Source organism: Halobacillus hunanensis, assembly GCF_900166655.1.
GTDB classification, from domain to species: Bacteria; Bacillota; Bacilli; order Bacillales; family Halobacillaceae; genus Halobacillus_A; species Halobacillus_A hunanensis.
The window spans coordinates 207,048-228,276 of the sequence record NZ_FVZB01000005.1 but is presented as its reverse complement, the minus strand read 5'-3'; the positions used below and the strand labels follow the sequence as shown (position 1 = coordinate 228,276).

The 21,229-nt window shown below is 42.4% G+C and carries 19 protein-coding genes and 1 riboswitch; of the genes, 6 read left to right on the top strand and 13 right to left on the bottom strand.

What is annotated here, in order from left to right:
• Positions 1-28 precede the first annotated feature (28 nt).
• Positions 29-646, bottom strand: coding sequence for a TetR/AcrR family transcriptional regulator (locus B5354_RS02100; protein WP_079525487.1), 618 nt, complete (start codon positions 644-646; stop codon positions 29-31).
• A 232-nt stretch (positions 647-878) separates the two neighbouring features.
• Positions 879-1,559 (bottom strand): class I SAM-dependent methyltransferase, encoded by a 681-nt coding sequence (locus B5354_RS02095; protein WP_079525485.1) that lies wholly within the window; start codon positions 1,557-1,559, stop codon positions 879-881.
• A 176-nt stretch (positions 1,560-1,735) separates the two neighbouring features.
• Positions 1,736-1,912: riboswitch (cobalamin riboswitch) on the top strand.
• Positions 1,913-2,139: 227 nt separating this feature from the next.
• On the opposite strand from B5354_RS02095, the gene B5354_RS02090 reads away from it, so the two are divergent.
• Both B5354_RS02090 and B5354_RS02085 read left to right on the top strand, forming a co-directional pair.
• On the top strand, positions 2,140-4,371 hold the full coding sequence (locus B5354_RS02090) for a ribonucleoside-diphosphate reductase subunit alpha (protein ID WP_079525483.1): 2,232 nt from the start codon (positions 2,140-2,142) through the stop codon (positions 4,369-4,371).
• 15 nt (positions 4,372-4,386) lie between these two features.
• On the top strand, positions 4,387-5,427 hold the full coding sequence (locus tag B5354_RS02085; protein ID WP_079525482.1) for a ribonucleotide-diphosphate reductase subunit beta: 1,041 nt from the start codon (positions 4,387-4,389) through the stop codon (positions 5,425-5,427).
• A 77-nt stretch (positions 5,428-5,504) separates the two neighbouring features.
• On the opposite strand, the gene B5354_RS02080 is transcribed toward B5354_RS02085, so the two are convergent.
• Complete coding sequence (locus B5354_RS02080; RefSeq protein WP_079525480.1) at positions 5,505-6,410, bottom strand: SDR family oxidoreductase; 906 nt, start codon at positions 6,408-6,410, stop codon at positions 5,505-5,507.
• 199 nt (positions 6,411-6,609) lie between these two features.
• On the opposite strand from B5354_RS02080, the gene B5354_RS02075 reads away from it, so the two are divergent.
• Both B5354_RS02075 and B5354_RS02070 read left to right on the top strand, forming a co-directional pair.
• Entirely contained in the window at positions 6,610-7,194 is a 585-nt protein-coding gene (locus B5354_RS02075; protein ID WP_217700243.1) for a sigma-70 family RNA polymerase sigma factor, read from the top strand.
• The gene (locus B5354_RS02070) at positions 7,187-7,852 is read left to right on the top strand and encodes a hypothetical protein (RefSeq protein WP_079525477.1); all 666 of its coding nucleotides are present in this window, start codon (positions 7,187-7,189) and stop codon (positions 7,850-7,852) included. Before B5354_RS02075 ends, B5354_RS02070 begins: the two co-directional genes overlap by 8 nt.
• A gap of 101 nt (positions 7,853-7,953) precedes the next feature.
• Here the strand turns inward: B5354_RS02070 and B5354_RS02065 are convergent, their stop codons facing one another.
• On the bottom strand, positions 7,954-8,601 hold the full coding sequence (locus B5354_RS02065) for a uracil-DNA glycosylase (RefSeq protein ID WP_079526729.1): 648 nt from the start codon (positions 8,599-8,601) through the stop codon (positions 7,954-7,956).
• A gap of 232 nt (positions 8,602-8,833) precedes the next feature.
• Here B5354_RS02065 and B5354_RS02060 point away from each other — a divergent pair, with 232 nt between their 5' ends.
• Together B5354_RS02060 and B5354_RS02055 are read left to right on the top strand one after the other, a co-directional pair.
• On the top strand, positions 8,834-10,987 hold the full coding sequence (locus B5354_RS02060) for an MMPL family transporter (protein WP_079525475.1): 2,154 nt from the start codon (positions 8,834-8,836) through the stop codon (positions 10,985-10,987).
• Between the two features lie 125 nt (positions 10,988-11,112).
• Positions 11,113-11,394 carry a hypothetical protein gene (locus tag B5354_RS02055; RefSeq protein ID WP_079525473.1) on the top strand — a complete coding sequence of 94 codons (282 nt, stop codon included), beginning with the start codon at positions 11,113-11,115 and terminating at the stop codon, positions 11,392-11,394.
• A 189-nt stretch (positions 11,395-11,583) separates the two neighbouring features.
• Here B5354_RS02055 and B5354_RS02050 read toward each other — a convergent pair whose 3' ends face one another.
• The 9 genes from B5354_RS02050 to B5354_RS02010 all read right to left on the bottom strand — a co-directional run bounded on the left by B5354_RS02050 (position 11,584) and on the right by B5354_RS02010 (position 21,167).
• On the bottom strand, positions 11,584-11,805 hold the full coding sequence (locus B5354_RS02050; RefSeq protein ID WP_079525471.1) for a hypothetical protein: 222 nt from the start codon (positions 11,803-11,805) through the stop codon (positions 11,584-11,586).
• 158 nt (positions 11,806-11,963) lie between these two features.
• Positions 11,964-13,298 (bottom strand): copper amine oxidase, encoded by a 1,335-nt coding sequence (locus tag B5354_RS02045; protein ID WP_079525469.1) that lies wholly within the window; start codon positions 13,296-13,298, stop codon positions 11,964-11,966.
• Between the two features lie 139 nt (positions 13,299-13,437).
• Positions 13,438-14,265 (bottom strand): anti-sigma factor, encoded by an 828-nt coding sequence (locus tag B5354_RS02040; RefSeq protein ID WP_079525467.1) that lies wholly within the window; start codon positions 14,263-14,265, stop codon positions 13,438-13,440.
• Positions 14,255-14,818, bottom strand: a complete 564-nt coding sequence (locus B5354_RS02035) for an RNA polymerase sigma factor (RefSeq protein WP_079525465.1) — start codon at positions 14,816-14,818, stop codon at positions 14,255-14,257. The genes B5354_RS02040 and B5354_RS02035 overlap by 11 nt, the downstream gene beginning before the upstream one ends.
• A 265-nt stretch (positions 14,819-15,083) precedes the next feature.
• Positions 15,084-16,775 (bottom strand): acetate--CoA ligase, encoded by a 1,692-nt coding sequence (acsA, locus tag B5354_RS02030; protein WP_079525463.1) that lies wholly within the window; start codon positions 16,773-16,775, stop codon positions 15,084-15,086.
• A 15-nt stretch (positions 16,776-16,790) separates the two neighbouring features.
• The gene (locus B5354_RS02025; protein WP_079525461.1) at positions 16,791-17,504 is read right to left on the bottom strand and encodes an ABC transporter ATP-binding protein; all 714 of its coding nucleotides are present in this window, start codon (positions 17,502-17,504) and stop codon (positions 16,791-16,793) included.
• 15 nt (positions 17,505-17,519) lie between these two features.
• On the bottom strand, positions 17,520-18,353 hold the full coding sequence (locus B5354_RS02020; protein ID WP_079525459.1) for an ABC transporter permease: 834 nt from the start codon (positions 18,351-18,353) through the stop codon (positions 17,520-17,522).
• Positions 18,354-18,377: 24 nt separating this feature from the next.
• Positions 18,378-19,361 (bottom strand): aliphatic sulfonate ABC transporter substrate-binding protein, encoded by a 984-nt coding sequence (locus B5354_RS02015; RefSeq protein ID WP_079525457.1) that lies wholly within the window; start codon positions 19,359-19,361, stop codon positions 18,378-18,380.
• Between the two features lie 18 nt (positions 19,362-19,379).
• Positions 19,380-21,167, bottom strand: coding sequence for a PLP-dependent aspartate aminotransferase family protein (locus B5354_RS02010; RefSeq protein WP_079525455.1), 1,788 nt, complete (start codon positions 21,165-21,167; stop codon positions 19,380-19,382).
• Between the last annotated feature and the right edge of the window lie 62 nt (positions 21,168-21,229).

The following is a 21,229-nucleotide window of genomic DNA, read 5'->3' as shown; positions in this document are numbered from 1 at the left end:
TAAAAGAACCTTTATTATTGTTTATAAATTAAGGTGACTTTATAAGGCCCCTCTTTAGTAAACTTAATTCTGCTGTGTAGTTTTCCATAGCTTCCTCTATCGGCAACTCCTTTGCATAACTTTGTACAAGGTTATGAAAGGTAACCGCTACGGTAATTTCGAGAAAGTGATATAACTCCTCTTCACTCGAAACATTTAATTTTTCCGTATTTATTAGCTTAAAGATTTCCGCATAACGCTTGTTAAATGTATCTTTTGTCAGAAGTTTAGCGAATGTATTTTCTATTTTATAATTCATATTTAAGAAGGCATTTCTAATAAAATCATTTTTACCTTGATCTTGGGAATATTCCAGAGAAACTTGAAAGATCGCAATCATCGTTTCAAATATATCTCCGTCATATTTTTTAAGAAAGGTTATAAAATGCTCATGCCTCCTCTTTGCATCCTCGTTTAGCAAATAAAAGAAGATATCTTCTTTATCTTCGAAATACTGATAAAAACTCCCTCTTGATATTTTCGCCGTCTTCACGATATTTGAAATAGATGCATCGTAAATCGAGACTCTTGAAAACTCTTTTTTTGCTGCATCTATCAAGGCTTGCCTTTTTTCTTCGTTCAAGTTGAAAAATGTCTGTTTGGGCATCATTTTTCCCCCAATCTAATTAAAAATGACACTGTGTCACTTAAGAACAAGAACTACTATATATGACACTGTGTCACATGTCAATGAATACACCCACTTATTTGAAAAGAATCTTTAATTCTATCTTCTGTGACCATTCAGCTCCCTAAAAAGTAAACATAAGAAGAAACGCGTCTCTATAAAAGGTTAATAGAGACGCGTAATTGTTCTAGCTATATAGAGCACATTTTATTTACTTTTTCTCAAATAAAAAGACCCACATGAACGTGAGTGCCTGCTTTAGTTCTACTGGGAAATGGGAAACGTCCTCTCCCTCTACTTCCCGTTTGTAGACCCCATGTCCATCAATAAGATTCCATCCTGTTTCCTCAGCCATTTGCCTGAGTTCCCATGGCATCATCGTGTTACAAATCACTTCTTCTCCGTAAACCCGCCGGTAACTATTCATTCTTGGCTTCGCGGTCGGCCCTAAAATGCCTATGCACAGTTGACCGCCTTTTTTAAGCACCCGCTTCATTTCCTCAAGACCCTTGTAAGGAACTTCTGTCCATTCCAGACTATTTACAGCCATAATCGCATCAAAGCTTTCCTTTTCAAAAGGAAGATGAGTGAGATCTCCTTGTACGAACTGCAGTCTCTCATGTTCAAGACGTGCCTTCGCACGTGCAATCATATCTTGTGAGATATCCAGTCCTGTAACATTATAACCTTCTTGCTCAAGTTTATAGGAACCATATCCGTCTCCACACCCAAGGTCTGCTACTTTACTCCCTGCTTCAACATGCTCTTGTAAAAAAGGGATAATCGTTTTTCTGCTCCCCTCGTCCCACATATTCTTGCTGTTTGCATTCCAAAACTCTACTCGATCATTCCACTGCCTTTCAGCTTCTTGATGCCAGTTAAATGAAGTCATCGTGTTTGCCTCCTTTTGGCTTCCTGCCTCTACACTATTAATTCTACATCGTTTTTTCGATTCCTTTCCAGCAGGGATATATTCCTAATCCTTGAAAAACTGTTGCAGAGTTTTACAATCTTCGTTATGATAAAAACACAATATAAGCTAAAAATTAAATCAATTAACACTACATATAGTATTTGCGTAGAGAAGATGCCACAAGGCTTAATAGGGAATCCGGTGCGAATCCGGAACTGCCCCCGCAACTGTCATCGCTCTCGAAACGGAACAATCCACTGTGTGCTATGCACGGGAAGGACCGGAGTAGAAATGAGCGTGAGTCAGGAGACCTGTCTTCTTACGCACGGAAGTTTCAACTTCTTCGGGGATTGAGAAGATGAAGCGATGGAATGAAGAGGTGTCTCCACCTTCAACTTTTGGACATCCGTCTTCGTTTCATGGTTTCATCCGCTCAATTGAATGAGCGGATTTTTTTATGATTATTTATTCAATGAGACTACATGTGATGGGAGCTCCTCCTTCTAAATCAGAGTTTCTCACATCACCTTTTTCAAAAGTTGTTAAAAGGAGTGGTTAGATGGCAGCAGTGTATACATTGGACTGGCAAGCATGGTTAGCAGAGCAGGTGAAAAGTTTCTCATCACTGGATATCCAGCGATTGTTGGACAAGCTTCCGTATATGAACCTTGGTCAAATGGAGCGTGGGGAGCAGGGCAAAGCATTAGTCCTGGAGTGTTTGGCTGAAATTAATGAGAAGGAGCCGGAATGGACGTATTTGGCTGCACGAATTCAGTTAGAGATGATGTATGAAGACTCGGCTCGCAATCGTACTCAGAGTAAGCCGTATGCAGGGTTAGGTCACTTAATGGAGATGTTGAAAGACGAAGGTATTTATAGTGCGGATTTACTTAGCTATTATTCTAAGCAGGAAATTGATGAGCTCGAGACGGCCATTGTCCCTGAACGTGATCGTTTGTTCACTTATATTGGATTAAAAACTCTCGGGGATCGCTATTTGGCGAAGTCAAAGGCTGGTGAAGTGTTTGAGCTTCCTCAGGAGCGCTTCATGATTATCGCCATGACGTTGATGGCAGAGGAGAATCATTCAAAGCGTATAGAACGGGTGAAGGAATCGTATTGGGCGTTGAGTAACCTCTATATGACCGTAGCCACACCAACACTGGCGAATGCCGGCAAACGTTATGGCCAATTGAGCTCTTGTTTCATTGATACAGTCGATGATAGTTTACAGTCGATCTACGACACTAACACAGATGTGGCGAATTTGAGTAAACACGGCGGAGGAATCGGTGTTTATTTAGGTAAAATACGCAGCCGCGGTAGTGATATTCGTGGTTTTACAGGAGTTTCCTCAGGAGTGCTTCCCTGGATGAAGCAGCTCAATAATACAGCGGTCAGTGTGGATCAACTTGGACAGCGTCAAGGGGCTGTGGCGGTGTACCTTGACGTTTGGCATAAGGATATTTTTCCGTTTCTCGATAGCCGTTTGAACAATGGTGATGAAAGACAGCGAACGCATGATTTGTTTACGGGGATATCCATTCCTGATGTGTTTATGGAAGCTGTTGAAAAGCGTGAGGATTGGTACTTGTTTGATCCGCATGAAATTCGTTCCGTGATGGGGTTTTCGCTTGAGGATTATTACGATGAAAGTCGTGGCAGCGGATCGTTCCGTGATCGATATTGGGCTTGCGTTGAACACCCTCGTTTATCAAAAGAACCTGTACCTGCAATTGAGGTTATGAAACGAATGATGATTGGCCAGCTTGAAACAGGGACTCCCTACATGTTTTATCGTGATGAGGTCAATCGCATGAATCCAAATAGTCATCAAGGAATGGTGTACTGCAGCAATTTGTGTACTGAAATTTTGCAGAATCAGAGCCCTACTGTACAGGAGGAGCAGTATATAGAGGACGGGAAAATCATCACTGTCCAAAACCCGGGTGATTTTGTGGTTTGTAATTTATCCAGTGTGAACCTAGGCCGTGCTGTTCCAGCTGGAGTTCTTCCACGGCTGATTCCAATTCAGGTACGGATGCTGGATAATGTGATCGATCAGAATACGATTCCTGTGAAGCAGGCTCAACTGACAAACCAGTCTTATCGCGGCATTGGCCTTGGAACATTTGGCTGGGCCCACCTGCTTGCCCGTAAAAAAATCGCCTGGGAATCGGAGGAGGCTGTCGATTATACGAAAGAAGTGTATGAGGCTGTTGCCTTCTACACCATTCAGGCCAGCAGTGAGCTTGCTCGTGAAAAAGGGAGCTACCCTTATTTTCAAGGATCGGACTGGGAAACGGGTGAATTTTTTATTAAACGGTCGTTTGATCAAGATGCAAGCTGGAACTGGATGAAGTTACAGCAAGACGTTGCGGAAAACGGCATGCGTAACGGCTACTTGATGGCCGTTGCACCAAACTCCAGCACCTCGATTATTGCGGGAAGCACTGCCAGCATAGATCCGATTTTTAAAAAGTTTTATTCCGAGGAAAAAAAAGACTATAAAATCCCTGTAACGGCACCGGATTTAAATACGGAAACCTATTGGTATTATAAGTCGGCTTATGATATTGATCAGCATACGAGTATTAAGCAAAATGCGGTTCGTCAACGATATGTCGATCAATCGATCTCGTTTAATATGTATGTTCACAATACGATTAAAGCAAAGGAATTGCTCGCTTTACATGTAGATGCTTGGAAGCAGGGACTGAAAACGACTTACTATACACGTTCTACCTCCAGCCAGGGGGAATATGACGAATGTGAAAGCTGCTCATCATAAAGGAGGCTGACGGAATTGAATACGACTATACACAAACGAAAACTAGTCGATTATGAGGCACCAAACGCTTCAACAGGAATTGTTAACGGACAGAGCTCGAACGTACTAAACTGGGATGATACCCGCTATTCGTGGGCCTACCCGTTGTATAAACGAATGCTTTCAAATTTCTGGATCCCAAACGAAATTAATATGAGCAACGATTTGAAGCAATGGCCGCAGTTATCAGAGCAAGAGCAGGCTTCTTTTAAAAAAATCATAGGGTTACTGGCCTTCCTTGACTCCATTCAAACTGATTATGCCGGTAAGATTACAGACTATCTGACAGACTCCAGTTTATCAGCGCTCATGCAGGTGCTTGCTTTTCAGGAAGTGGTTCATAACCAATCCTACTCTTATGTCCTCTCCACCCTTGTGGATCAGAGTGAACAGGAACGGATTTTTGAATACTGGAAACACGATGAAGTGTTGATGGAGCGAAATCAGTTTATTACAGATGGCTACGAGGCTTTTGCTGAGGAGGCTAACCTAGAAAACTTCTTAAAATCACTCGTGTATGATGTAGTGCTGGAAGGATTGTTCTTTTACGCAGGATTTGCCTTCTTTTACAATCTGGCACGTAATCAGAAAATGGTTTCAACGAGTACAATGATCAATTATATTAATCGTGATGAGCAGCTCCATGTTAATTTATTCACAAGAATTTTCAAAGAAACGCTGGCTGAAAATCCGGAACTTAATCGAACGGAATATGAGCGGTTTGTGACGGTGACATTTGCGAAAGCGGCCGAGCTTGAAATAAAGTGGGCTCATCATATTATCGGTGAGCGGTTTCCTGGCATTCCGATTGGCGACCTTGAAGATTACATTAGGTTTATGGCGAACAATCGGTGCATCCAGATGGGCGCCGAGCAGCCCTTCCCTGCGTACAATCAGAATCCTTTGAAATGGATTAGAGCTTATCAGGAAGTCGACGAAGGAAAATCAGACTTCTTCGAACAAAAATCAAGACAATACACCAAAGTATCCGAAGACAACGGCTTCGACGAATTATAATTGGAATATGTACCCACCTCAGGTCATCCAAAAAATGGATGACCTGAGGTGGGACATTTTTGGAATTTAGGTTTTCCCTATGAGCTTACCATTATACCGCCGTTTACGTGGAGTACTTGGCCTGTGATATACCGGGAATCGTCTGATGATAAGTACACATAGGTTGGAGCGAGTTCAAATGGCTGTCCGGCATTTTTCATAGGCGTATCAGCTCCAAATATTTCCACATCCTGTGCCGAAAAGCTTGCCGGGATTAGTGGTGTCCAAATAGGGCCAGGAGCCACAGCATTCACTCGAATCCCTTTGTCCGCAAGGTTTTGGGACAAGGCTCTGGTAAAACTTACAATCGCTCCTTTAGTAGCTGTGTAATCAATAAGCTGTTTGTTCCCTTCATAAGCTACAACAGATGCCGTATTGATGATAGCATCACCTTCACTTAAATGAGGCAGGGCAGCTTTTGATAAATAGAAAAAGGAATAAATATTCGTTTTAAACGTCTTATCAAACTGCTCATTAGTAATGTCTGTTAAATTCTGCTGAGGAAATTGAACACCGTGATTGTTGACGAGAATATGCAGATTTCCAAAGGTTTCAAGTGTTTGCTGAACAATGTTTTCACAATGGTTGGGTTCACTAAGGTCTCCTGTTAATAACAAACATTTGCGACCAAGTTCTTCGATGCGTTTCTTCGTGCGGAAGGCATCTTCGTCTTCATCACTTGAATAATATGGGATTACAAGGTCTGCCCCTTCCTTTGCATAGGCGATAGCAACAGAGGCTCCAATTCCACTGTCCCCACCTGTAATAATGGCTACTTTGCCAGCTAGCTTTTCACTACCTTTATACTCCTGGTTCTCAATGATTGGCTTTGGGTTCATTGCAGATTCTGTCCCTGGCTGTGTAATCTGATGCTGGGGCGGAAACGTTAATGGCTGCTGCTTAGCTTTCGTGGTTTCTTTGTAATATGAATACTTAGGGTACATAGTTACTCCTCCAGTCAAGACGTTTCATTTTTAAATACTTCCCTAAAAATCCATAACCATTCCACACGAAGGCATTTTTCAAACCATACCATTACTATCACAAAACCTGTGGTAAGATAGAAATTGTAATCGAAGTCTTTTTCAACTTACTAAAAACCTTAACGAGAGGGGTGTCGTCTATTCTATGAGGTGGGACAAGTTGATTAGCAAAGAACGCACAGAGGAACCTTCTCAAAAACCAAATCATACGCAACCAGAACCAACAGCTGATGAGTTAGTCGAGGAATGGATTCACAAGTATAGTCACGACCTTAAATGGCTTGCCTACTCTTATGTGAAGGACTACTCCTTAGCTGAAGATTTAACTCAGGAGGCATTTATTAAGGCCTACGAGAAATATTCAACCTTCAAACAACAATCCAGCGTCAAAACATGGCTTTACAAAATAACAATCAACTTATGTAAGGATCATCTTAAGAGTGCCTATATTAAAAGAGTGATAAGGAAAAGTACAGAGGTTTTCCGGAGTATCCCCTCCCCACAGGCTACACCTGAAGAGTACACCGTACATAAAAGTGAAGATGAGGAACTTCTGGAACATGTCTTGCAATTAGATAACAAATACAGAGAAATTGTTATTTTATATTACTTTGAGGAATTTGAAGTAAAGGATATAGCCCAGCTTTTACAAGTTAGTACGAACACAATTAAAACCAGGCTTAGGCGGGCTCGTCAGCTTTTACAAGAACAGCTGACATCAGGAGGGAGTTTTCTAGATGAATGATTTAATAGACCATAAATTAAAAAAGATGGATCACAATGTGAAATATCGTAAAGTTCCGATGGAAGAGCGGGATATTGACAAAATGGTTCAACAAGTCACCAATCATCAATCAAAGAAGCCGACGAAAAATTGGATGAAAATTACCTTACCTATGCCTGCTGTTGCTGTGATCGCTTTACTTTGTTTCCAGGTAACCAGTCAGCCATCCCAATCAGAAGTTCATAAAGCCTCTCCACTTTCGGAACGTTCTTTAGTTACTGAATTAAAAGCCCAGCAATCCGTTACATCCACTTCATCCCCTGGTCAGTCTGTACAAACCTTAAGCGGGACGACGTGGACAGATCATAAGCAAAGCCCGACCATGATCCGTCAAACTTATGTCATGTTTCAAAATGAAATGTATGTACAAACAGGTAACCGGGTTGAAAAGTCTGAACTTCATGAGGTCATTGGAACAGTCAAGCCTGGGAATGCTTCAGAACAACAACCTCAACAGGCTTTTTTCCCTAAAACAGATATATACAGTATAGAAGGAATGGATTCTTCAGAGAAAATTGCTATTCACAGCAGACGAAGCACAGGCATTGGCACAAGTTCCATTAGCCAAAAAGGATTCTTCGTCTTCGAAAAACAACAACCCCTGCCTGCAGCCCAATAAATCACATAATTCCTACTCCCCCACCTCAGGTCATCCAAATTATGGATGACCTGAGGTGGGGGATTTTGGATTTTTTGGGTATTATCACTTAATAAAAGATTTCATGTTTTTGTTACGAAATTGTGCTTATCTAAATAAGCTTTTAAATTATCTAATGAAGCGTATAGATCTTCCTTAATTTTAGGATTATAAAATACAGCTGCCGGGTGATACAGCGGGAAAATAATAAAGTTTTGATGGGATGGCTGATACTCATCATCCTTAAGTTTCATGATCGGTGTTTCGATGACTTCTCCAAGCACTTCGGACAGTTTTTCTTTCCTTCCAGTCAACCGTTCATAGGCTACCCCTCCTAACACAATAATTAATGAAGGAGATATTTGCTCAAGTTGATAGTCCAATATCGGAGCGTGTGCCAGAATTTCTTTCTTATTAGGTTTGCGGTTGGCCTTTCGTTTTCCATTCGTACCTTTTTTATTTGTTTTCACCCACTTATAAGGACGGCTGCGAACCGTGCTGGTAATATAAATATCTTCCCTTTGAAGTCCTATATAAGTAAGCTGCTTGTCAAGTTCATCTCCCGCTCTCCCAATAAACGGTTCTTCCTTCACTGCTTCATTCTCCCCAGGCGCCTCTCCCACGATAACAACCTCAGCATTCTCATTCCCTTGCCCAAGAACAAAGCCTTCTACATCATAAGGTTTAATACGCTTTTCAGCATCCTCCACTAACCACTCAGGCAAATCCATAGCCATCACTCCTTCCCCACCCAATTTTATCCACCTCAGGTCATCCAGATTCTGGATGACCTGAGGTGGGATATAGTGGGATTTATTCATCAATTGTCAGTAGGTTTTCCCGCTTATTTGTTCATCTACACATTATGAGTCATAACGAGATAGTTAGGTTATTGGTTTCTTAATTTGAAGAAAAGGAGTATCATTTGTAGGGTAGTTTCAAGTAAAGGAGTTCGATGGTTTCATGAGAAAGTTCGCTTCCCTCATAGTTCGTTCTTACAAACTATTAATCACTTTTTGGATTATTGCTGCTATCGGTATGGGCTATTTCGCCATTCAACTGCCTTCGCTGCTTGAAGGTGATGGATTCAGAACCGACGGCGAGTATGAAAAAGTTGAAAACATACTACAGGAAGAGTTCGACTTCCCAGCTTCCACTCTCCTCGTTCTCTTTGAACAAGGAGCAGATGAATCTGATGAAAGTTTCCGCTCCACCATTTCTAATAAACTAACCGAACTAGATGATTTACCTAACGTATCCTCTGTTCAATCACCCCTTGAAGATGAGTCGATGCAAAAAGACGACCTGGCTTATGCAGCCCTGCATTTTGACGATGAGTCTTTAAACATGTCTCAGGTGATTAAAGATGTTAAAAACACCATTGGCACACAGGAAGGCATTACGGTAACCGGGGCGCCAGTTATTTCAGAAGATATCAATAAAGCAAGCCAAAAGGACCTGAAACGTGCCGAGCTCATTGGATTACCTTTTGCTCTGCTCATTTTACTGATTGCCTTTGGAACAGTCGTAGCTTCACTTCTCCCGCTAATCATTGGCGGTATAACGATTGTTATCGGTTTTGGGGTGCTGGCCATCGTGGGACAACAAATGGAACTATCCATCTTTATCTTGAACATCGCCCCGATGATCGGGCTTGCGTTAAGCATTGACTTTGCCCTGCTTTTCATTAACCGCTACAAGGAGGAACTTCAGAAACAGGATAAAGCTGCTGCACTTGTCACTACCATCGAGACGGCAGGACGCTCAATTTTATTCTCAGCTCTTTGTGTATTTATCGGGTTAGCTGCGATGAGTGTAATTAGAGTAGACATTTTCACTAATATTGCAATCGGTGGAACAGTCGTGATCACGGCCGCTGTTCTCAGCTCAATCACACTGCTTCCTTCCCTGCTTTATGTGTTAGGAACTCGGATTCATAAATGGCGAATTATTCCTTCTGAAAAAGATACAACACCGCGATGGCGCAAGTTTGGCCGTGTTGTTATGAAACACCCCGTGATCATTGCCATGGTCAGTTTTATAATCTTGCTCATTGGGGTAATCCCTGTTACCAATATGAACCTAACCATTCCAACTATCACCGCCTTGCCTGAAAGCTATGACTCCCGCGCTGCCTATGAACAAATTGATGCGGAGTTCATGGAAGAAAGCCAAAGTACAGCCTATGTAGTCGCTCAGCGTGAAGGTGGTTGGCTTGAAAAAGATGGATTAAAACAAATGGAGCAACTCCAGGAGAAACTGCAGGAACCTGATATCGTTAACTCTGTCCAGACACTGTACTCAGAAAGTGATATTGAATCAGCAGATAAACTTGCTGCTGCCCTCGACCGCCCGCAAACTAGAGAACAGCTCGATCCGGCCGTTGAGCAGTTTATTGAAGGGGATCAGCTCATGATTCCAGTTCAACTGTCTGTTACAGCGAACTCAAATGAGGCTCAGGATTTGCTATATGAATGGAGCAATTCTGATTGGGAAGTTTCCACGATGTTCGGTGGTCAGCCTAAATTCAATCAGGAAATCTACACTGAAATCTTTGACAAAATCGGCATTACACTTGCGATTATCCTGATTTCTACTTTTATCATTTTAACGATTGCTTTTAAATCAGTCGTGATTCCGTTAAAAGCAATTCTGATGAACGTCATTGGATTAAGTTCCACTTTCGGAATACTCGTATGGCTGTTTCAAGGGGGGCATTTGGGAATGAATGAAACAGACATTTCCTTAATTCTGCCTGTTATCGTATTCAGCCTCGTCTTTGGATTGAGCATGGACTATGAAGTGTTTCTGATTTCACGAATTCAGGAATTTTATCAAAAAACAGGCGACAATACCAAGGCCACCATTGAAGGACTTGCGACTACTAGTAAAATTATCACGTCAGCTGCACTGATTATGATTGTTATCACTGGCGCGTTTGCTTTCACAGGTGTAGTTCCTGTCAAACAAATTGGTGTGGGTATCGCGATCGCTATCTTTATCGATGCCACCATCATCAGGCTTCTTCTCGTTCCTAGCTTAATGAAGATGCTCGGTGACTGGAACTGGTGGCTCCCTTTTCGCAAGAAAAAAAAGAAATCTCAAGCTCGAACATAGCCTAACTACAGAAACGAGGAGCACTGTATGAATGTTCAGTGCTCCTTTGCTTTTTTAATTAGCAAGAATTAATTTGAAAAATATGTATTTCACGAGGTATGATAATATAGATAGGAGGGTCTGTGATGTTACTGTTCCAAGTTTTATTTCTAATTGCTCTCACAATAAGCCTTTACTGTTGCATAAGAAGAGCAAAACGTTTCAAAAGACGTAACGGCACGTATGGCTCGTTCAAAATGTACATGACTTCCTTGTGCTTTTTCACAATTGGTATCTTTAACTTTATTATTTTGTCACTTGACTTACTTGGCGCAGTAAGCTGGCTTATTACAATTGCTTTGCTCATGCTGGGAGCTTATTTCACGCAGTTTTCAGATGACGCAGACAGAAAAAGGTACGCCCCATGACTTTGCTTTACTGGATCTTCATCCTCTCTGTAGTCGCCGCCACCTTTTATATCATTTTCAAAAAACTAACCCGTCAAAGCTACCTTCTTATGGCAGTTATTGGCGTGTTGTATATCGTAATGCTCGTCTTTTCTTTTCTATCCAAATAAAAAGAGGCAGTATCTCTAATGAAACATGCCTCCCTTTCAGTTATTTATGTTCTCGCCGCTGTTTATTTACGGCTTCACGTATATGATAAAGCTCTGCATACATAGCTGCCAGAAATACTCCAAAAATACTTAGAAAAATCGATAGCACAAATACTGATCCATCAAGATCAAAACCGAGTACTGCACTAAATCCTATAATGGCTCCAATAATGATGCCCCAGCCAATGCAAATTAATATTTTTTGTAATGTCACCGAATACATCTAACTCACCTCTTCCGCAAGTGTCCTCTACTACATTTATACCCAATTAATCAGCAGACAACACATCGGTTTAGCTATACTACCCAGAATCCTGCGATAATAAAAAACTGCCTCCTGGTCAGGAGACAGTTTTCTAGCTTAATAAGAGATCAATCGAATTATTGTTTAGACTGCTTACGAAGATAAACTCCAGCGGCCCCAACTAGCGCAAGGATAGAAGCAAAGATCCATAGATCATTGTTTGCAGCTGTTCCACCCATGCCGGTTTTTGGCATATCTGACGGCATACTCTCCATTGCAAATTTATCTGGGAACTGGCTTACAATTCCACCTGACAGGGCTTTAGAACTCATAAACATGTGTGCATAAGAGTCTCTTAATGTGTCATAGGCTTGCTTATAATCTTCAGCAGCATATTGATCAAACGTGCCAATTAAATAGCCAACGTGTTTCTGTAATCCACTTGAAAGAACATCAGCTGGAACTTCACCTTCCGTTGCTGTTGAAATAAATTCAGAGAAGTCTGCCCGATAGTCTTCCAATGCTTGTAATGCTTTCTCTTTTTGAGCTTCATCACCTGCAGCTGTTCCTTTCACGTATGTTACGAAATCAGCGATGTGCCCTGACCACATTTCTTTAAATTTCTGACCAGCTTCTTCGCCATAAACTGAAGCAATGGCTGCGGATAGGTCTTCAGTGTTAGCTGCTAATGCTTCCGCAGATGCCTGATAATCTTCAGAGCCATCTAAGCCATTTTGCATAGCCATCATAGCTAGTCCTGCATGTTCACCTAGTAAGTGGTTCAAATTAGAACGAAGATCAGCAGCAGGTGTTACAGCTTTTGTATGATTAAATTTATCCGGAAACTGGTTGACAATAGCTTTAGACAACCCTTTACTTACACCATACATATGGTCAATGGCTTTACGTTCTTTTGCATATGCTTCCGAATAGTTACCAGCTACATAAGCATCAAACGCACCAATCAGCTGGTTAACGTGCATTTGTAATCCCTCGGCTAATCCATCTGCTTTTACAGCACCCTCAGTTGCTGTTGAAATGAATTGAGAGAAGTCCTGACGATATTGCTCAAGTTCATCAAGAGCAGCTTGCTTCGCTTCTTCATCTCCACTGCCAGTTGCTTTTACATAATCAACGAAATAACCAATGTGCTCACTCCACATTTGCTGGAATTTCTCTCCTGCCTTTTCACCGTAAACAGAGGCGATTGCTGCAGAAAGATCTTCCGTATTTGCAGCTAAAGCATTTGCTGAAGCTTTAAAATCAGCAGCTCCTTCCGCTCCTTTTCTCATAGTTTCAACAGCTAGGTATGCGTGTTCACTAAACAATTTGTCTAACGTTGATCGAAGCTCAACAGCTTCTGTTTCAACGGTAGGCATATTGTGCTCTTCAGCATTTACTACATCCAACGACGTCGGAAGTAACAGTGAAACACTTAACGGTACGGCAAACAGTGCTTTTTTCATATCCATTTTAACAATCTCTCCTTCTTGTTTTGTTTATTCACTTAGCTATCGAAGGAAAATTATAAATGGATCACTATTTCCCTGAAAAATTTCAAAAAAATTGCAGACAGTTGTGAAAACCTGTCTGCACGTGTCATTCTTCTTTTTATAATTCTGCTTGTAAGATCACTTTACCTTGTGGTGTCTGACTGGTAGCATCAGGTTCTCTCGAAATCGCTACCGCATCCCAATTGGTACCTTCAGGAAGTTGTTCCATCGCATAGGCGACTGCACCTTCCCCGTCTTCATTGGCCACAAATGTTCCAGCTCGATACGGTTTTTTACCTTCCATTAACCAGACTTGATACACTTCTTCTCCTTCTAATTGCTCCAGGGCTTCAGCCTGTAATGTGAGGAGATTTCCGTCTTCCTGTTGAATGAGTGAGGCTGTCGCCTGCGCGTCTGTCTCACCTTGCAGCTGAACCTTCGTTGTAATTTCGTCTGTACTTATGGTCGGCTCTTTATCAGGTTCTGGCTGTTCAACCGGCTCTTGTGTTGCTGACTCTTGTTCGTTCATCACTGCATATAAATTACCTGCTATAGATAAAATCAATGCAGCGGCTAACCCGCGCAAGAGCCACGGCTTTTTATTTTTTTGAGACGACTGTTCAGGTTCTGAAACATCTTTATCTTTCTTCGGCTCAAATGCTACAACTGACGAATCGTGATGATCATCTGAGTGGTCAGATTCTTCCTCGCTCGTATCATTAGATTCTTCTGCGAAAACAGCACCTAACACACGATCTTTCATACCTTCTGGAGGGTTGACGGGCTCTGAAGCGAACGCTAAATCTTCTGTAAGTGCACGAAGCTCTGCCAACTCTTCTCGGCACTCGTCACACGATTCCAGATGATTTTCGAATTCATTCTGTTCACTTTCGGTCAACTGATTATTATAATAATCAATCACTTTCTCGCATTCGTTACGCATCATGAACGCCCCCTTTCCCTTTTGATAAGTGTGATTTTAGATGCTTTAATGCCAGTCGCAGCCTGCCTTTAATTGTACCTAGCGGGAGGTTACAAGTTTCAGAAATTTCCCGTTGACTTAATCCCTTGAAATAAAATAGATCCACCATTTGTTTTTGTTCTTCCGATAATTCCTTTACTGCTCGCCTAACCTTCTCTCCCTGTTCTTTCCACTCCACTAAATCTTCTGTGGAGTCCCCGACTTGCTCAGGAAGATCTGTCTCTTCTTCTAAGGCAATAGCTTGATTTTTATTTTTACGAATGATATCAATTGCTGTGTATCTTGTGATCGTGACGATCCATGATGAGAATTTCCCCTTGGTCTCATCATATGTTGCTTTGTTCGTCCATAGCTTTATAAAAACCTCTTGCATAACTTCCTCGGCTAATGTCTGATCTCCAGATAACTTTATGACAAATGAATAAAGCAGCCGTTCGTATTTATCGTAAATAGCTTCGAGTGCTTGCTTATTGCCACCTGTCATCTGGTGATAGAGCTCTAAATCTTGATTGCTCATAGCACACTCCTTTGTGGTGGATAAAGCTATCATAGCATATTATCAAGGCATATTTCTTCTATTGGAAGTATGCTTACATAGCTATCGAAAAATAACGTACAATGGATCACTTTTACCTAAAATCATTTTCATGAAAGCCCTATCATGCAGGGGGTAAGCCCATTTCCCAAAGGTTCACCCCTGTAAATAAAGGTTTCATAACATATCAGAAGGGAATAGGTGTTATTTAAATGAATTCTACATAAATAAAAGGCAAGGTAGCGAACTACCCTGCCTGGTTAATCTCTCCTTTTTTCAATTCTCTCCTTAACACCTTTCCGCTTATCTGTGTTTTCGGCAACTCCTGAATCACCTCTATTTCACGGGGAGCAGAGTGAGCAGCCAGCCGCCCTCTGACAAATAAGCGAACTTCCTCAATCAACTCTTTACTTTCCTGATAACTATCATTCAAAGCAATAAAGGCTTTAACAATCTCGCCCCGGACTGGATCAGGCTTGCCAATGACTCCTGCCTCTCTCACAGCCGGGTGCTCAAGCAGCTTGCTTTCGACTTCAAAAGGACCAATCTGTTCTCCAGCTGAATTGATCATGTCATCGCTTCTACCCTGGAAAAACACATAGCCATCTTCATCTAAATAGGCAAGGTCTCCTGCAATGTACCACTCTTTTCCATAAGGAAAGTAAGATTGATATTTTTGTTCATTTTTCCAAACTTCTTTCATAATAGCCGGCCAGGAAGCTCGGATGGCTAAGTGCCCGGTTTCGCCAGGAGGCAGCTCATCTCCTTCATCATTTAACACGGCAACTTCTATGCCTGGAATCGGACGGCCCATCGACCCCGGTTTAATGGGACGTGTAGGCAGGTTAGCCACTAACTGTGCACCCGTTTCTGTCATCCACCATGTGTCATGAATTCTTAAGTTTAAAGCTTCTACACCCCAATGGATGACTTCCGGGTTGAGTGGTTCCCCCACACTCAGAATATGTCTTAATGAGGAAAGATCATATTTCCTTAGCGTTTTATCACCAGCTGCCTTCAACATGCGGAAAGCAGTCGGTGCGCTATACCATACCGTCACTCCAGCTTGCTCGAGTACTTGATACCAGGCTTCTGCTGAAAAGCGGCCGCCATGAATCACTGTCGTTACCCCGCTTAGCAGAGGAGCAAACACACCGTACACCGTTCCTGTGACCCAGCCTGGATGAGCCGTACACCAATAAATATCATCGTCCTTTAGATCGAGCACCCAGCGACCTGTCTGGTATTGCTGAATCATGTTTCGGTGAGCATGTATAATCCCTTTCGGCTTCCCTGTGGAACCTGATGTATAATGAATATTTAAACCATCATCAAGGTCCACCCAGACGGTATTAAACACGTCATCAGCTTTTTCAGCCTCAGCTGTAATCGATAAATCTGCCTCTCCTGCTTCCTTGTCTGTTGTAAAGATTTTCTTTAAACTCGGGATTTCCTCACGATGAACACGAGATAGAAAGCTAGAATCGGTAATCAGAAATTCACCTTCACAATCATTGATCCGATCACGAACTGCCTCTTCCATAAAGGCTTCAAATAACGGCCCTACAACAGCTCCGACCTTTATTGCTGCCAGCATGGCAATATAACAATTGGGGTGCTTCGGTAAGAAAACAAATACAAAATCGCCTTTCTTCACACCATATGCCGTAAGTACATGGCTCCAGCGATTCACTTCTTGCTGTAATTCTCTGTAAGTCCATGTGCAATTCTCGGTATCTGAAAAGTACCGCAGAGCTGTCTTCTCCCCCTTTCCATTAAGAACATGACGATCTACACATTCATAAGCCATGTTCACGTGTCCTGTACGATACCAGGTAAAGGTTGGATGAACTCGCTCCCAGGAGAAAGGCTCTCCTTCCATCCATTCTTCTTGTATATTATAACTCCCGCGCCTTGGAGGTAGAATTGTATCAGACATGTCTCAAATCCTCCTTTATACTCTAGTAAAATCTAATTCTCGCAAAATTTCTTCTTTTAGATGTGCTAAATAGGCATCTCCCCGGCTGCGTGGCTTCGGTTTATCTATCGCTATTTCAGTTTGAATTCTGCCCGGTTGTCCTCTCATAATGACCACACGATCGCATAGATAAAGAGCCTCATCAATGTCGTGGGTAACAAGCAGGGTCGTCGTTTGATGTTTTTCAAAGATGGAGAGCAGTAAATCCTGCAGTTGCATCTTCGTAAATGCATCTAGTGCACTTAATGGTTCATCAAGTAATAGAATTTCAGGGCGATTGAGTAAAGAGCGGGCAATTGCGACACGCTGAGCCATTCCGCCAGACAGGTCTTTAGGATAGTGGTTTTCAAATCCTTCAAGCCCAACGGTTTGGAGTAAATCGATAGCCAGGTCTCTATTTTGTTTTTTGGCTACCCCAAAGGTGATGTTTTCCCAAACCGAGAGCCATGGCATCAGCCTTGGCTCTTGAAACATCATTCCAAAGTCATGTTCGGAGTCACTAACGGTAGTATCGATCTGCCCTTGATAATGAGCATCTAACCCAGAAAGCACTCTTAGCAAGGTACTTTTCCCACACCCGCTTGTGCCAAGAACACCGACAACCTCTCCTTTAGTTAATCGAATCGAAACATTCTTGAAGCCTGCCTTACCATTTTGAAAAACACGTGTAACCTGATTTACTGCCAGCATAATTTCTCCTCCCCTCTAAACCGAATTTTCTATACTATCTTGCCAGCGCAGAGTCCGCGTCTGAATCCGCTTCAAGATCTCGTCGGTTATTTTCCCAAAGATCGCAAACAGCACGATACTTCCGATTACCAGCTCGGGGGAAGAAGTATTTTGCCCAAATACCATCAAGTACCCCAGTCCTTGACTTGCACCCAGGAGTTCAGCCGCAACTACAAACATCCACCCAAGACTGAGCCCGCTTCGCACCCCTACTAAGAAAGAAGGCAGCGCGGCAGGAAAAATGATTTTTCGGATTTGCTGCAGGCTTGTGAAATGATACATACGCCCCACTTCAATCAGCTTTCGGTCGACTCCTTGAATACCAGAGGTCAAATTTAGGTAAATTGGAAAGAATACTCCCACAGCTACAAGCGTAATCTTAGAAGCTTCCCCAATACCGATCCATAAAACAAACAACGGCACCCATGCTAATGACGGAATCGCCCTTAGCGCCTGCAGCATTGGATCAAGAATTTTTTCAACAATCCTACTATAACCAGTAGCAGCACCTAAAATTGCAGCTGCTATCATCCCTAATAGAAACCCTGCAAATACACGGTATAAAGTAATCGAAATGTGTCCCCATAGTTCACCTTCCTGCGCCATCCCTACTATTTCCTCCAAAACCACTGAGGGGGCAGGAAGCAAGTAAGGAGCTACCCATCCATTTCTTGAAGCAACTTCCCAAATGATAATAAGAACAATAGGGAGGAGACTTCCTATAAACAAATTGGATGTAAACGGATTTAAATTTGGTTTCCCGCGTCTCTCCACTGAAGGTCTGACGGCTGTTTCAGATTGACTTGACACCTTTTCACTCCTCCCTACTATCCATTACTCGATAACTTCCTTAGCAAAGCTCGGATTAACAAGCTCATTTGTCAGTTCTTCTATATTTACACTTTGATCAATGATTTCTACATCTTTTAACACTTCACCAGCGCCCTTAACCGTTTCTTTTAAGGCTTTCCCTGGAATAGGGTTGGAAAAGTCGTTCCGCTCCATTTCCTTTTTAGCTACAGCTAAATCAATATTGGCTTCTTCAGCTACTATTTGCGCTGCTTCTTCAGGATGCTCAATCGTCCATTCCCGCGCTCGTTCATATACTTCAATCACTGTTTTTACGATTTGAGGATGCTTTTCAGCGTATTCAGATCGGACATTTAATGAACCATACGTATTAAAAGTTGGTTCACGGTAAAACAGTTTCGCATCAGATTCAAGTTCAAGTCTTGCCATGTGAGGATCAAGACCAGCCCATGCATCCACATTGCCTGCAGTTAAGGCCGCCGCCCCATCGGCATGCTGTAAATTTACCAGTTCAATATCATCTGGCGACATCCCATGCTCCTTTAAAGCTCGAACTAAGAAAATATAAGGATCTGTACCTAATGTAGCGGCAACTTTTTTCCCTTTTAAATCCTTGACGGAAGAAATACCGGAGTTTGCGTTTGTAACAAGTGCTGTCCACTCAGGTTTGGAATACAAGTACACCGACTCAACCGGTGAACCATTCGCCTTTGCCATAAGCGCTGCCGCCCCTGCTGAAGAACTGAAATCCACACTGCTTGAATTTAAGAACTCAAGCGCTTTGTTACTGCCTTGACTCAATACGAATTCTACTTTGATTCCTTGTTCTTTAAAGGCCTCTTCGGCCCAGCCTTTCTCTTTTAAAACAAGGCTGGTCGGCGAATAGTAAGCATAATCAAGTGTAACTTTATCAGGTTTGCCGCTCTCCCCTTCAGCATTATTGGAACAGCCCATTAAGGTAACCGTCAGTAGAATTGTGAGAGTGAGGAGTAAATATTTTGTTTTCATCTGTTTGCCCCCGTTACATTAAATTTCACATGCGTACGTATCAATGGTCCCTCTCAGGCGCTGTGCTTCTTTGTAGGTACAACGATTATGCACCACTTGCAATCCTGCTTCACTAGCAATTCGTGCTGCTTCCGGTGAAATAACGCCTTCTTGCAGCCAGAACACTCCAGGCTGAACAGTTGCGGCTTCCTTAGCAATTTCAATTGCCGCTTCCGGACTGCGAAAGATTTGAACCACGTCTATTTTGAAAGGAATGGAACTAATGTCAGGGTATGCTTTCTCTCCCAAAACCTCATCCTCTCTCGGATTAACCGGTACAATTTGATAACCAAGACGCTGCATTTTGCGGGCTAAACGATGGCTGGGACGAGAAGGTTTACCGCTTAGGCCAACAACCGCCAGACGCTTCGGACGAGTCACTTGTTCTCCGTCCTGTTCTTCGGTGACTTGGGCAGACTGTAGGGCCCACTTGATTACACCTTCATCATTTTCAGTAATTGCCGAATCAGTTTCTTTACCAGTTGCTGAGGCAATGGCACGATCCAGGTCATTTACAAGATCCTTCACTGATTCTAAACCGACAGATAAACGAATCAATTCTTCTGAAACCCCGCTCTTAGCGAGATCTTCGACAGATAGCTGCTGGTGAGTCGTTGAGGCAGGGTGAATGATCAACGACTTCGCATCCCCTACATTGGCTACGTGTGACCATAAGGCAATATTGTTAATGACTTGTCGACCTGCTTCACGGCCGCCTTTGATACCAAAATTGACAATCGATCCATAACCGCCTTCCAAATATTCATCAGCTAATGAATGAGCAGGGTGCTCTTTTAACCCTGGATAGGAGACCCACTCTACATCAGGGTGACCTTTTAGATATTCAGCAATCTCCAGTGCGTTATCGTTGTGACGCTCAATACGTAGCGGCAATGTTTCAAGTCCTTGCAGTAATAGGAAAGCATTTTGCGGACTTAAGCAAGCACCTAAATCTCTCAATAACTGAACGCGCAGCTTCGTTACAAAAGCTAATGTGCCAAAATCCGAAGCATAACGGATACCGTTATAACTATCATCTGGCTCGGTGAATACAGGGAATTTGCCATTCGTCCAATCAAATCTTCCCCCATCAACTACCACTCCACCTATGGCTGTTCCATGCCCTCCAATCCATTTTGTAGCTGAATGAACAACAATATCGGCTCCAAATTCAATTGGCTTACAGGAATAAGGTGTAGCGAATGTGTTATCAACGATAAGCGGCACGCCATGGTCATGGGCAATCTCAGAAACTTTTTCGAAATCCAACACATGCAAACTTGGATTCCCAATGGTCTCGGCAAATACAGCCTTCGTCTTGTCAGTTAATGCCTTGCGAAAGTTCTCTGGGTCCTCCGGGTCAACAAAAATAACTTTAATGCCATATCGCGGCAAAGTATTGGCGAATAAATTATAGGTGCCTCCATATAAATTGGATGCAGCTACAATTTCATCTCCAGAACCAGCTAAATTTAAAATAGACAGGGAGATTGCTGACATGCCTGAGGCTGTGGCTACAGAAGCTACGCCATTTTCAAGAAGCGCCATCCGTTTTTCAAAAACATCGACCGTTGGATTTCCAATTCTAGAATAAATATTTCCTGGTTCATCGAGAGCAAATAAGCTCTGTGCATGATCGGTATCATGGAATACATAAGACGTTGTTTGATAAATAGGTACTGCCCTTGATCCAGTGGTAGGATCCGGGGATTGACCACCGTGCAGTGAAATCGTGCTTAAATCGTAACTTTCAAATGAGTTTGTCATGTTTACATCCTCCTTAGGAAATAGGTTGAATTTTTACTGGCAAGAGGGCTTCGGGGTGGCTC